Below are 12,515 nucleotides of genomic sequence, written 5' to 3'. Positions count from 1 at the left end.
ATGCGACGGGGCCGTGGGCAGGGTTAGCTGGACAGCCAGGCATTGAAGCGCTGGCTCAGCTCATCGAGGTGGTCGGCCCAGAAGGCATCATCCTTGCGAATGGCCGTCTTGAAGTTGGGCCCATAGGTAGGCATGTGCGGCTTCATGTCGATATCGGTGCCATCCATCGTGGACACCAGTGCCGAGGATGACTTGCGCGCCGGGCCATAGGAGATGTATTTGGCCTGATTGGCCAACTGAGGCGTGGCGGTGGCAAACGCCAGGTAATCCTTGACCCTGTCGAGCTTGCCAGCGGGCACAACCCAGCCATCAAGCTCGAAGACCTGAGCATCCCAGATGATATCGAACGGCTGATTCTCATTGACGGAAGCGTTGAAAATACGGCCGTTATAGGCCGATGCGAATGACACTTCCTTGTCTGCCAGCAACTGCGGCGGCTGGGCACCTTCCTCCCACCAGATTACGTGATCCTTGATGGTATCGAGCTTTTTGAACGCTCGCGCCACCCCTTCCTCGGTAGAAAGCACTTCATAGACATCGTCCGGTGCCACGCCATCGGCTACCAGAGCCCATTCCATGTTGTTGATCGGCTTTTTCTGCAGGGCCCGTTTGCCGGGATAGTTTTCAAGATCAAAGAGCGCCTTGATGGAATCCGGCTCCTTGTCCTTCGGGAACATGCTGGTATTGAAGGCCAGAATATTGGAATAGACGATCTGCGGTACAAAGCACTCGCCAAGCGAGTTTTCCAGAAAATCCTTGCTGGGTGGGGTGCCATCCGGCGCCGGCTCCAGCACCTTGTCGGCATCAATGATGTCGATCAGCCCTTCATCGCAGGCAATGATGGCATCGGAAGGCAGCATATCGACGACATCCCAGGTCACGTTGCCGGCCTGAGTCTGCGCTCGAAGCCCCGCCAGCGCATTGGCGGACTTGTCGATGTTGACGATTTTATCACCGGTCTTTTTCATCCAGGGATCATGGTAAGCCTTTTGCTGGCTGTCACTGTAGGCTCCCCCCCAGGACACGATGTTCAATGTCTGCGCCTGCGCCAGGCCGGACAGGGTCAGACCTGCCAGTACGGCGGTTGCAATCGTTGTCTTTTTCATGCCTTTACCTCAACGCTGTTATTTATTGTCTTTGTGTCAAGCGGTGGCCGCGCTGCCGCACGGTGGTCATGATGGTGATACGTTACATACCTCGCGTCAGTGAGTGGGTGTCTGGCCGTCCAGCGCCCGGCAATTCTGTCGTGACCAGCCAATGGACAGCGTCTGGCCCGGACGCAGGGTGCCTACGTCTTCATTGTTGGGTGTCTTGATGGAAAACTGCTGCCCACCGAAGGCACTGACGTGTGCGCGCAGATGATCCCCCAGATAGATCACTTCATCGACAGTGGCCTCGAACACGTTATCCAGACTTCCGGCACCAGCGCCCAGGGCAATCCGCTCGGGCCGAATGGACAGCGTGGTTCGCTCTCCGGGCTGGGTTACTGCCACGGCCATGGCCTCGATTTCCTCGCCGGAATCGATGCGCACCCGGCAGACATCGCCATCAATGGACAGTACCTCACCGGCCAGGCGATTGTTTTCACCGATAAAGCCCGCCACAAAGGCATTTTCCGGTCGCTCGTACAGGTCACGCGGGCTGGCCAGCTGCTGCACGACGCCGTCACTGAACACGGCAATCCGATCCGACATGGTCAGGGCTTCGCTCTGATCATGAGTGACATAGATCATGGTGACGCCCAGCCGATCATGAATCCGCTTGATCTCGAACTGCATTTCCTCACGCAGGTTCTTGTCCAGTGCGCCCAGCGGTTCATCCATCAATACAAGCTCGGGTTCGAACACCAGCGCTCGCGCCAGCGCTACCCGTTGCTGCTGTCCTCCGGAAAGCTGGCCGGGGCGCCGGTCGCCAAACTCTCCCAGACGCACCATGTCGAGGGCCTTTTGAACCTTCTCCTTCGTTTCCGCCTTGCCTGTTCGGCGCACATCCAGCGGGAAGGCCAGATTTTCAGCGACGGTCATGTGAGGAAACAGGGCATAGTTTTGAAAGACCATACCGATGCCACGCTTGTGCGGTGGCAGGTCAGTGATGGGCTGATCCTTGAGCAGGATGCGACCATGGGTAGGGGTTTCAAATCCGGCCATCATCATCAGGCAGGTGGTCTTGCCGGAGCCGGAGGGGCCCAGCAGGGTAACGAATTCGCCTTTTTGAATATCGAGGTTGAAATCCTTTACGACCAGCGTTTCGCCGTCGTAGCTTTTCTGGACATTGATGAATCGGACAAAGGAGGATGATCGGGAGTGGTCAGAGGCCGTCGGCTCCTGATCGGGAGAGGCATGAGGTTCAACGGTTGCCTGCATGATCGGCAAGCCCTCGTGTCGAGGCCAGCGCCACGGCTGACCGTGAGTGAGCGATGAATGGCGCACCATGCATCATGTTGTTATTTATTGTGTCTGCTTCACGTCACTTTTATTCTTTTCACGTACGGTCGATAAAATCAAGTAATGGTTCATGGCGCATTGACCGAATGCGCGAATGAGCATGACGCTCGCCCCCTGCACGGAGCCCGACGCTGATGGCGTTTTCATACACTACTGCAGCCGACCGATCAGGCCAGGCCGTGCGCTGGCTGGCCCTTTTCATGCTGGTGCTGCTGGCCGGCTGTGCCGGTCGCCCAACGCTTGAAACCCGGGATACTGCCAGCCTCAGCATGCAGCAGGCACTGATCGTATCCACGGCCAGAAATGCGCTCGGGGCGCCTTATCAGTGGGGAGGCACCACTCTCAGGGGACTGGACTGCAGCGGCCTTGCACTGCTGAGTTACCGTACTGCCGGTATCGCCCTGCCTCGCACGTCCAATCAACAGTTTCAGGCCCTTCCCCGCCGTGACAGGGCCCAGCCAGGCGATCTGCTGTTCTTCGGCCCCAGGGGCCGGGCAACTCACGTAGGCATCTATATCGGTAACCAGCGAATGGTGCATGCACCAGGCACCGGACGCACGGTACGGGTATCGGATATCACCAAACGCTACTGGCGCCATCACTTTCTGGGCGCCGCCGGCCCCCGGTCCTGAACCACGGAGACTCACCATGATGTATCGCACTGCGGCCCTGCTTGCCGGGCTTGTACTGCTGACAGGCTGCCAGCCCAACCTGTCTGAGGTGACGCGCAGCAACATGCGCGCCTTTCAGACAGCAGAACAGTGGCCGGGAAAATCCAGCATGCCCGGCCAGCTTGCCAACCTGAAAACCAGGCAGATTGCGAATAACATCAAGGATCCCGACTGCCGCAGGAACGAGTGCCCCTCGGTGGATGTGTCCTACTACACATTCCCTGATTATCCCGCCCTGAGCGAGCAGCTGCCGCGGGCCATGGCAGCAGCGGCCGGCCACTCGGGTCGACGTACTGCCATCAACACCCTGCCCGAATGGATGAACGACTTCTTTCGCCGGGCCAAGGGGCATCCGGACTGGAGCGCCCAGCTCACTGCCAACCTGCTGGACAGCTACGGACACCTCATCGTCATGGCGCTCAACAGCTATGAATACCAGGGAGGCGCGCGCGGCAAGGCCATCACACGCTATGCCAACTTTGATATACAGCTTCACCGCATGGCCACGCTGGAGGACATGCTGCTGCCCCGGAAAAAAGCCGCCCTTGATGCACTTGTAGAGCATGCCTACGACCAATGGGCCCGTGATCAGGGGCTCGATCAGGACAAACACGCCGACGCGATTTCCACCGATAATGTGGCACTGCTCCGTGACACGTTGATGATCACCTACCAGGCGGGTGAAGTGGCTCCATACGCCATGGGTCAGATCAATCTATCCCTGTCCTATGACGACCTCGAGGGCATACTGAAACCCGGATACCTGCCGAAAAATGTGAAGGATGACAGCAAAAAGGTGCATTTTGACGATCCGGAAGCACAACAGATTCAGGAGCGGGCACAGAAGATGTCCGGCGGGAAGTAGCGAATCGGCGAGCCAAAAGGTGGCGACCTGACGCCACAATCGTGTTACAGTGGTCGGTTAATGTCCTGAAAAAGACTCCCATGCCCCACACTCCCGCTCGGGACACCGGCAAGCCTTCGGGCCTGTTCCATGGTGTCGACCGAACCATGGCCATTACCTCGATCCTGATGGTCATCGCCTTCTTGCTGTTTACCGTGCTCTTCCCCGAGACTGCCAATCACAGTTTCAGTGTTGCCATGAGCTTCATCAAACAACAGATGAACTGGTATTACATTCTGGTGATTGCCGGGATGCTGTTCTTTACCCTGACGATTGCCTTCAGCCCGATGGGCCGACTGCGGCTTGGCCGGGATGATGAGCGCCCCGAATTCGGCAACTTCACCTGGTTTGCCATGTTGTTCAGCGCAGCCGTCGGGACGGGGCTCCTGTTCTGGAGCATCGCCGAACCGCTGAGCCATTTCCAGAGCAACCCCTTTGCCACCATGGAAGGCGTTGAAGCCGGATCGCGACAGGCCGCTGAAGTCGCCCTGCGCATTACGATATTCCACTGGGGTCTACACGGCTGGGCGGTCTATATCACCGTGGGCATGATTCTGGGATATTTTGCCTATCGCCGCGGCCTGCCACTGACGATTCGCTCCACGCTGTACCCGCTGATCGGCGATCGCATCTACGGCCCGATCGGTCATGTGGTCGATCTTCTGGCCATTTTCAGTACTCTGTTCGGTACGGCCACAACGCTCGGGCTGGGCGTTTCCCAGATGAATGCCGGATTGAACTCGCTGTTCGGCATGCCGATCTCGACCACCAGCAAACTGATGCTGATCGGCGCCATCACCCTGCTGGCCACCCTGTCGGTCTGCACCGGACTGAAACGCGGCATCAAGATGATCAGTGAATGGAACATTCATCTGAGCATGATACTGGTGCTGTTTTTCCTTATCGCCGGCCCGACGACCTACCTGCTTGGCCTGTTTTCCACCAGCATCGGCAGCTACCTGTCCCATGCCATCGAGATGAGCTTCTGGGTCGACCCTGATCCCACGGATCAGTGGCAGGGCTGGTGGACGCTCTTTTACTGGGGCTGGTGGCTGTCATGGGGCCCGTACGTCGGCATGTTTGTTGCTCGAATCTCGCGTGGTCGCACCGTGCGCTCCCTGATCCTCGGCGGCATGGGGCTGGCAACGCTTGGCTCACTGGCATGGATCGTGGTCTTCGGCGGTACCGCCCTGCAGGCTCAGCTGACGGGCCAGGTCGATCTGGTCAGTATCGTCAACCAGGACAAGACCCAGGCCCTGTTCGAAACCATCGGCTCCATCGGTGCCCCCTGGGTAACTACCCTGATGACCGGAATCGCCACGGTCATGATCATCACCTGGTTTGTCACCTCGGCAGACTCCGGCACGCTGGTTATCTGTACCATCCTCTCGATGGGCGACGAGCAGCCCCGTACGCTGTATCGCGTAATCTGGGGCATCGGGCTGGGCGCGGTGTCGGCAGTCCTGTTGCTGGCCGGGGGTCTGGAGGCCCTGCAGACAGCCGCCATCATGGCCGCCTTCCCGTTCTCGCTGGTCTTTCTGGTGATGTGCTTTTGCGTGGTCAAGGCCATGCGTGAGGAGACGGATGCCATGGAACTGCATTATACCGGCCAACGGCATACTGACGTGCAGGAGCGCGTTCACAGCCGCTGAATTCGGCGCGCCCGGCCAGAGTCGGGCGCATATTCGCCGGATTTGAACTATCCTGGTTTATTAATCAAGTATTCAACCGGGAGGTAGCTGATCATGCACACCATCGCGACCGTGAGTCTGGGCGGCGATCTGATGGACAAGCTGGACGTTATTGCCCAGGCGGGGTTTGAGGGTGTCGAGATTTTTGAATCGGACATTCACCATAGCCGTGCCAGTACCTTCGAGATCGGTCGCCATATCAAGGCACTGGGCCTCAGGGTCACTGCACTGCAGCCCATGAAGGACGTCGAAGCGACCGGCCATCTCAAGCGCCAGCTTGAGCGCCTGGAAATTCGCTTTGCCATCATGAGTACGCTGGGTACCTCTCTTTTGCTGACCTGCAGCAACACCACTCCACATGCCATCGATGATCCACAGCAGGCCTGTACCGACCTACTGGCCATGGCCGAATTTGCGCAGCAACACGGCTGTCGGATCGGCTTCGAGGCCCTGGCATGGGGTACCCATATCAACAGCTGGCAGCAGGCCTGGTCGCTCGTGCAGCAGGTTGACCATCCCGCGCTGGGGCTGGTGCTCGACAGCTTTCACATTCTTGCCCACGGCGACCCGCTGACACCGCTGGCTGATGTGCCGGGTGACAGGATCTTTGCCGTGCAGTTTGCCGATGCCCCCTGGTTCGAGGAAGAGTCCTACCTGCACTGGAGTCGCCACCACCGATGCCTGCCCTTTGCAGGCGAGCTGAACATGGATGGATTCATTTCGGCACTCCATGACACCGGCTACAAGGGCCCGCTGTCACTGGAACTGTTCCACGATCCGGCCAGCCCGGAAAATGGCCAGGTCCGTGCTGCAGACTGCAAGCGTACACTGAACCGTATTGATGCCAGGCTGGATCCACTGCCTGTCGTGTAACCTCTCGCTGACCGTCTGGAGGATGCCATGAAGCTGTTCGGTTGTTTTCTTCTGTTGCTGACCACTGCCCTGCTGGGCGCCACATCATCGTATGCACGTGAGGCGGCCAATCCGCTGAATGCAGACCAGTGGCAGGCCAGACCGCTGATACTGATCACGCCCTCGGCGGGTAATTCACAATACCTGCGCATGCGTCGGGAGCTGAAGAATCAGCAGGAGGACTTCGACCGGCGGGACATGGTGCTCTACACCATCGAAAGCGGCATTGGTTATCATGACGGCGCGCCAATGACCGACGCTGAGACCAGCGCGCTGCTCAACGATCTCGGCACCACGCCGGACAGTCGCGTCATCGTTATCCTGATTGGCAAGGATGGCGGCAAGAAGGTGGAACAGCGCGGTTATGTCAATCCAGAACAGCTTTTTTCAACCATCGACAACATGCCGATGCGTCAGCGGGAATCCTCTCGATAACCGCTGCTATTTCTCGTCAAGCCATTGTTCGATCAGGTCGCAGGCACGCCGTGTGCCTCCCGCCTGACGAATGGCTTCCCCCATGGCAACGGCCCGCTCGGTAAAGGCCGGTTCATGCATCAGACGTTCAAGTGCCTGCGCCAGCGCGCCGGGACGTGCATGACGAGATAACCGAAGCCCGGTTCCACTTTGATGCACTCTGGCCCCTACCCCGGGCTGGTCGAAGGCGATCGGCAACACCAACTGCGGGCGCCCTGCCGCCAGCGCATCCATGACCGTATTCATGCCGCCATGGGACACCACCACGGAGGCCCGCTCGATCGCCTCCTTCTGATTGACCCGACCATGAACCTCCGCTCCCAGACGCTGCAGCGATGCCACCTCGCGAGCACTCAATCGATCACAGTGAGTTATTTCCAGTGATACACCAGCCCGGGCACAGGCAAGGGCGAGCCGATGAAACATGCGATATCGCCCCCCCTGCAACGTTCCCAGTGATGCATAAATGTGCGGCTGGGCCGGCCGTTCGGCAGCGTTGCGTGTCAGCGTACGGAATGGCCCGGTGCAGGCGAGGTGGACGGGCGGTTCGTGCCGCGTGAAATCGAGCGCAGCAGGCAACTGACACACACTGCCCAGAGGCGAAAGTGCCTGTTCAAAGCTGCCAATCGGCAGCCGCCAGGCATGACCGTAACGTGCCAGTACCCGCGTACAGGGGCGCATCAACACATCGCTGACCCGATGACCGCCCTGATTGCGCTTGATGCCTTTTTCGGAGCCATCGCCCGGCCAGCCCAGAAAGGGCGGCGGCAGCGCCGGATCTCGCTCCAGAGGCAGTGCGCAGGCAACGGAAACATAGGGTATCCCCAGCCGTCGTGCGACCAGACCACCCGCCGGCTCCATCTGATCGACCAGCAGCGCCTGAATTCCGGCACCACGAATCAATGCCGGCAGACGCTGGCACAGCGCCTCGGTCATGGCCGCCATATCCTTAACCACGCGATAAAGCTGCGCTCCCCCCGAGGCAGCACGCGCCAGCATGCGCTCGACATCCCGAGGCAGCGGCGAGGCCTGATCCGTCTGCACAAGCTCAAGCGGGGGCGAAACATGGCCACGACACTGGCCCGGCAACAAAAAGGCCACGCGGTGGCCTCGCGTTACCAGCGCCTCCCCCAGCGCCGAGAGCGCCGTAACATGACTGGGGTAAGGCGGACAGATGATTCCAATATACAACTCAACACTCCCTCTACACCGCCAGGACAACCCCTCGTGGCACATTTCATGATGGCATCCAGGCCATGTGATGAGGTTAGTACACCCGCACAGGAGCGCTTGCCGCCCTGCCCGTATCTGACCGATCGGACAGAAAAGCACTGGCAATCCGCTGGACGGTTGGGTAGAACTAAAGGCGTACGCCATTCCAATAACGTCAACAAACGGCGAGAGCAACAACATGACTCCACGTTCCATTACCATCATCGGCGCCGGCATGGGCGGCTTGACCACAGCACTGGCGCTACGGCAGGCCGGACATACAGTTCATGTGTTTGACCGCGTCAGCGCCCTGCGTCCGGCCGGCGCCGCACTGTCCGTATGGTCAAACGGGGTCAAGGTGCTGGCGGCCCTGGGGCTTGAAACACGGCTGAAGGCAGCCAGTGGCACCACGACCCACATGGCTTATGCTGATCAGCATGGCCGGCCACTGACCCATTTCGACATTACACCGCTGTATTCGCGGGTCGGTCAGCCCGCCTGCCCGATTGCCCGAACAGCCCTGCAGGCCCTGTTGCTTGAGGCTGTTGGAGAAGACAGGGTGAGTCTGGGAGAGAACTGCACGCACTACACCACCACCGAAACCGGTATCACGGCGCACTTCGATAGTGGGCTGACGGTGGAATCTGACCTGCTGGTCGTGGCAGACGGCACGCACTCCATCCTGCGTAACCAGGCCATGGGAGAGACCATTGAGCGCCGCTACTGCGGTTACGTAAACTGGAACGGTCGTGTACCGGTCACTCCCGAGCTCGGCGATCCCGAGTGCTGGATTCAATACGTTGGCCACGGACAGCGGGTCTCGATGATGCCCATGGGGGAAGTCGATGGCGTGCCGCACTTCTACTTCTTCCTCGATGTCCCCCTTCCGGCCGGAACCCCCAACGACCCCGGCCAGTATCGGGCCGAGCTGGCCCGACACTTTGATGGCTGGGCCGAGCCGGTACAGACACTGATTGCCCGCATCGATCCGGCGCACATGGCACGAGTGGAAATTCATGACATTGACCCGCTACCGCGCCTTACCGCCCCCCGGGTCGCCCTGCTGGGTGATGCCGCTCATGGCATGTCGCCTGACCTGGGACAGGGCGGCTGCCAGGCCATGGAAGATGCCTGGGTGCTGGCCCGGGCTCTGGATGACGCTGACACACTGGACGAGGCACTAGCCACCTATGATCATCGGCGGGTAGACCGAGTAGGCGATATTATTCTTCGTGCCCGAAAGCGAGCCGCCACAACTCATGGAAAAATACCGGCACTGACGCACTCCTGGTACCAGGAACTGACAGAAGAAACCGGCGAACACATCATGGCGGGCATGGAAAAAACCATTCTCGGCGGGCCGCTCGTCTAAGCCACATACGGCACTTTCAAGGTGTACACTACCCCTCCTGCACGCCTTCGGGCGTGCTATCCGTTTGCCCTTCAGATACTGGAGTAACCATGGCGCAGCGTCCGACACTTTATAATTATGGCTCCATCAATATTGATCATGTGTACCGCGTCCCTCACCTTGTAAAACCCGGCGAAACGCTGGCCAGTCATGGCTATCAGCAGGTACTGGGGGGCAAGGGAGCCAATCAGTCTCTCGCGGCAGCACGAGCAGGCGGCCGGGTCGCACACTGGGGTCAGCTCAATGAAAAGGACCGCTGGGCGCTTGAACTCATGGACAGCGCCGGGGTCAATATCACGGGCGTGGACCTTGTTGAAGTCCCCAGTGGCCATGCCGTTATTCAGGTTGATGACCAGGCCGAAAATGCCATTGTGCTGTTCGGCGGCGCCAACCAGAGCATGGATGACGCCTTCGTGACACACCGTCTGTCCGATGCCGTGGCCGGTCAGGACTGGCTGCTGCTTCAAAACGAATGCAGCCTGACGGCCGATATCATTCAAAAGGCATGTGCACAAGGCCTGTCAGTGGCATTCAATCCGGCTCCGATGACGCCCGAGGTAGGCAGCATGGCGCTGGAGGAACTGGCCCTGCTGTTTGTCAATCGAGGAGAGGGCGCGGCACTGGCGGGCCTGGATGAGCACGAAGATGCCGAACGCATTCTTGATGCACTGATGGCCAGGTACCCCTCCACGGAAATCGTTCTGACCCTCGGGGGTGAAGGGGCCTATTACCAGAAAGGGACGCAGCGTCTTTTTGAACCGGCCTGCCGTGTGACGGCCGTGGATACGACCGCTGCAGGAGATACCTTTATCGGTTATTTCATGGCGACCCGACTGGCGGGCCAGTCCGATGCGGCGTGCCTGACCCGAGCCACGCGCGCGGCCGCCCTGAGCGTTCAGAAAGAGGGCGCCCATACCAGCATCCCGAGCGCTCAAGACGTCGATACGCCCTGAATCGGACCGATACAGAAGAACCAGGATGGAGACTCATTTTCATGGACTGGACAGACATGGCCTTTCCAACGCCGGAGCCGCGCTTTTCCCACGCCGCTACCCGCCGCAATCGCGGGCCGATTCTTGATGTACTGAAAACCGTGCTGGGCCCGGAAGACCACGTACTGGAGATTGCCAGCGGCAGTGGTGAACATGCCGTGCACTTTGCAGCAGCCCTGCCCGGTGTGGACTGGCAGCCCAGTGACCCGACACCCCAGTCACTGCGTTCGATACAGGCCTGGACCGAACATGAAGGTCTGGGGAACGTTCGCACGCCGATCCAGCTGGACGTCACCCGCGGCCCCTGGGGAGAGGAAACACGTGGCAAGCATGCCATCGTCTGTATCAACATGATTCACATTGCCCCCTGGGAAGCCTCCATTGCCCTGTTCGATCAGGCCACGCGGAGCCTGCTTCCCGGAGGGCACCTGATACTCTATGGCCCGTTCAAGCGGCACGGCCATCATACCTGCGTCAGCAACGAAGGCTTTGATGGACGGCTGCGCCGGGACGATCGTCGCTGGGGCGTGCGCGATCTGGACAATGAAGTCGTGCCACTGGCTACCAGCAACGGCTTCGAGCTGCTGCAGGTGATCGACATGCCCGCCAATAACCTGAGCGTTATCTGGCGGCGCGTCTCGGCGTAATATCAGGTCGCATCGCAGACCGCTTCCATGCCCGCGCGGGAAATATATCCCTTTTCAAACGCATGCCGGGCCATGTCAGCGCTGTGAGACGTCAGCACAAGCTCACAGCCTGCAGCTCCCACTTCCTCCTTGAGCCTTGCAATGGCCTCGTCCCGCTCGGCATTCTTGTGCACGCTTCTGATATAGATGGCACAGATCCGATTCGGATAGCGCCGAACAATATCAGCATAGATTTCCGGGTCCTTCTGGCCACTGTCGCCCACCAGCAGAAACGGCAGGTCATCATAGAGTGCCAGCATGTTTTCGATCAGATGGCTTTTATGATCTTCCGCCTTCTTGGGCAGCGGGTGCTGCAACGTCAGCCCCCATTCACGCAGGAACAATACAGGGCCGGCCGGAATATTGTTGAGGTTGAAAAAGGCTTCCAGTATTTCATAGATGCTCCATGGCCCCCGCGATACATACAGCATCGGCCGCCCCATATTGCCATCCAGCCCCCCATGAAGGGCCTGATAAAGCGGCGCCACGCCCGGAAAGGCCGTACGCTCGTCGGCCTTTTCCATGAACAGGCGATACATCATCTTTACCTTGTTGGCGACGCCTGTGTACATCACGGTATCGTCGATATCGCTGATGACCGCCATGTCGATCGAGGCCGGCGGCACATAGATATCTGCAACGGCCGGCAGGGCACTGCTTTCTCCCATGATCTTGAGCTCGGCCTTGTGCCAGACCGTATCCGAACTCAGCGGTGTGGCAAGCTTCACATGGGCATGAAAGTAACCGTCCTTGTCAGTGGTGACCACGGTTTCACATTGTCCAAGCCGGATCGCCACATCCCGGTTTCCCAGCCCCCAGCGCACCATGCGGCGGACAATGTCGGCCATGTCGCGCAGCACCCCGACCCTTGCCGACATGCCAAGACTCGGTTGGTGAAACACGCGCCCCATCATGAAGACTTCGTTGGCCGAGCCGTAACCTCGGTAGGGGTAAATGACCGTCCCACCATGGCCGTGGTCACCCTTCACCGGTTTGGCAAGAATTCGCAACAATTTTCTGAACATATGGTGCGCAGCGCGTGAACGTCGAGACATGTTTCTCTCCTTGAGTGCGCCAACAGCACATGAAATGTCAATCTACCGCCTAGGATAGGCAAG

General features: G+C 59.3%; 12 protein-coding genes. 8 read left to right on the top strand and 4 right to left on the bottom strand.

Going from position 1 to position 12,515, the window contains the following annotated elements; all coding sequences use genetic code 11:
• Positions 1-23 precede the first annotated feature (23 nt).
• Both NAT21_RS11015 and NAT21_RS11010 read right to left on the bottom strand, forming a co-directional pair.
• Entirely contained in the window at positions 24-1,106 is a 1,083-nt protein-coding gene (locus tag NAT21_RS11015) for an extracellular solute-binding protein (protein ID WP_250938384.1), read from the bottom strand.
• Positions 1,107-1,202: 96 nt separating this feature from the next.
• Positions 1,203-2,363, bottom strand: a complete 1,161-nt coding sequence (locus NAT21_RS11010) for an ABC transporter ATP-binding protein (RefSeq protein WP_250938382.1) — start codon at positions 2,361-2,363, stop codon at positions 1,203-1,205.
• A gap of 215 nt (positions 2,364-2,578) precedes the next feature.
• Between NAT21_RS11010 and NAT21_RS11005 the strand changes: the two genes are divergently transcribed.
• The 5 genes from NAT21_RS11005 (at position 2,579) to NAT21_RS10985 (ending at position 7,057) form a co-directional block, all read left to right on the top strand.
• Positions 2,579-3,076, top strand: a complete 498-nt coding sequence (locus NAT21_RS11005) for a C40 family peptidase (RefSeq protein ID WP_250938380.1) — start codon at positions 2,579-2,581, stop codon at positions 3,074-3,076.
• Between the two features lie 16 nt (positions 3,077-3,092).
• Positions 3,093-3,980: an RsiV family protein gene (locus NAT21_RS11000; RefSeq protein WP_250938378.1), complete on the top strand. Its 888-nt coding sequence runs from the start codon at positions 3,093-3,095 to the stop codon at positions 3,978-3,980.
• Between the two features lie 80 nt (positions 3,981-4,060).
• Positions 4,061-5,671: a BCCT family transporter gene (locus tag NAT21_RS10995; protein WP_250938376.1), complete on the top strand. Its 1,611-nt coding sequence runs from the start codon at positions 4,061-4,063 to the stop codon at positions 5,669-5,671.
• Between the two features lie 93 nt (positions 5,672-5,764).
• Positions 5,765-6,583 carry a sugar phosphate isomerase/epimerase family protein gene (locus NAT21_RS10990; RefSeq protein ID WP_250938374.1) on the top strand — a complete coding sequence of 273 codons (819 nt, stop codon included), beginning with the start codon at positions 5,765-5,767 and terminating at the stop codon, positions 6,581-6,583.
• Between the two features lie 27 nt (positions 6,584-6,610).
• A complete protein-coding gene (locus NAT21_RS10985) occupies positions 6,611-7,057 on the top strand; it encodes a DUF4174 domain-containing protein (protein ID WP_250938372.1) in 447 nt (148 codons plus the stop codon).
• Between the two features lie 6 nt (positions 7,058-7,063).
• Here the strand turns inward: NAT21_RS10985 and NAT21_RS10980 are convergent, their stop codons facing one another.
• On the bottom strand, positions 7,064-8,287 hold the full coding sequence (locus NAT21_RS10980) for a glycosyltransferase (protein ID WP_250938370.1): 1,224 nt from the start codon (positions 8,285-8,287) through the stop codon (positions 7,064-7,066).
• A gap of 220 nt (positions 8,288-8,507) precedes the next feature.
• On the opposite strand from NAT21_RS10980, the gene hpxO reads away from it, so the two are divergent.
• From hpxO to NAT21_RS10965, 3 genes are all read left to right on the top strand, one after another.
• The gene (gene hpxO / locus NAT21_RS10975) at positions 8,508-9,680 is read left to right on the top strand and encodes an FAD-dependent urate hydroxylase HpxO (protein WP_250938368.1); all 1,173 of its coding nucleotides are present in this window, start codon (positions 8,508-8,510) and stop codon (positions 9,678-9,680) included.
• An 89-nt stretch (positions 9,681-9,769) separates the two neighbouring features.
• Positions 9,770-10,672 (top strand): ribokinase, encoded by a 903-nt coding sequence (locus tag NAT21_RS10970; RefSeq protein WP_250938366.1) that lies wholly within the window; start codon positions 9,770-9,772, stop codon positions 10,670-10,672.
• Between the two features lie 41 nt (positions 10,673-10,713).
• Positions 10,714-11,358, top strand: a complete 645-nt coding sequence (locus NAT21_RS10965; RefSeq protein ID WP_250938365.1) for a DUF938 domain-containing protein — start codon at positions 10,714-10,716, stop codon at positions 11,356-11,358.
• Positions 11,359-11,360: 2 nt separating this feature from the next.
• Here NAT21_RS10965 and NAT21_RS10960 read toward each other — a convergent pair whose 3' ends face one another.
• Positions 11,361-12,452, bottom strand: coding sequence for an App1 family protein phosphatidate phosphatase (locus tag NAT21_RS10960; RefSeq protein ID WP_250938364.1), 1,092 nt, complete (start codon positions 12,450-12,452; stop codon positions 11,361-11,363).
• Between the last annotated feature and the right edge of the window lie 63 nt (positions 12,453-12,515).

Origin of the sequence: Larsenimonas rhizosphaerae (genome assembly GCF_023700005.1) — a bacterium.
Lineage (GTDB): Bacteria > Pseudomonadota > Gammaproteobacteria > Pseudomonadales > Halomonadaceae > Larsenimonas > Larsenimonas rhizosphaerae.
The sequence above is the reverse complement of the archived record's forward strand: the minus strand, read 5'-3'. Positions and strand labels throughout refer to the sequence as shown.

Excerpts from the sequence above, each read along its gene's own strand:
- NAT21_RS11015 (WP_250938384.1), bottom strand. The coding sequence starts at position 1,106 with ATGAAAAAGACAACGATTGCAACCGCCGTACTGGCAGGTCTGACCCTG.
- NAT21_RS11010 (WP_250938382.1), bottom strand. The coding sequence starts at position 2,363 with ATGCAGGCAACCGTTGAACCTCATGCCTCTCCCGATCAGGAGCCGACG.
- NAT21_RS11005 (WP_250938380.1), top strand. The coding sequence starts at position 2,579 with ATGGCGTTTTCATACACTACTGCAGCCGACCGATCAGGCCAGGCCGTG.
- NAT21_RS11000 (WP_250938378.1), top strand. The coding sequence starts at position 3,093 with ATGATGTATCGCACTGCGGCCCTGCTTGCCGGGCTTGTACTGCTGACA.
- NAT21_RS10995 (WP_250938376.1), top strand. The coding sequence starts at position 4,061 with ATGCCCCACACTCCCGCTCGGGACACCGGCAAGCCTTCGGGCCTGTTC.
- NAT21_RS10990 (WP_250938374.1), top strand. The coding sequence starts at position 5,765 with ATGCACACCATCGCGACCGTGAGTCTGGGCGGCGATCTGATGGACAAG.
- NAT21_RS10985 (WP_250938372.1), top strand. The coding sequence starts at position 6,611 with ATGAAGCTGTTCGGTTGTTTTCTTCTGTTGCTGACCACTGCCCTGCTG.
- hpxO (WP_250938368.1), top strand. The coding sequence starts at position 8,508 with ATGACTCCACGTTCCATTACCATCATCGGCGCCGGCATGGGCGGCTTG.
- NAT21_RS10970 (WP_250938366.1), top strand. The coding sequence starts at position 9,770 with ATGGCGCAGCGTCCGACACTTTATAATTATGGCTCCATCAATATTGAT.
- NAT21_RS10965 (WP_250938365.1), top strand. The coding sequence starts at position 10,714 with ATGGACTGGACAGACATGGCCTTTCCAACGCCGGAGCCGCGCTTTTCC.
- NAT21_RS10960 (WP_250938364.1), bottom strand. The coding sequence starts at position 12,452 with ATGTCTCGACGTTCACGCGCTGCGCACCATATGTTCAGAAAATTGTTG.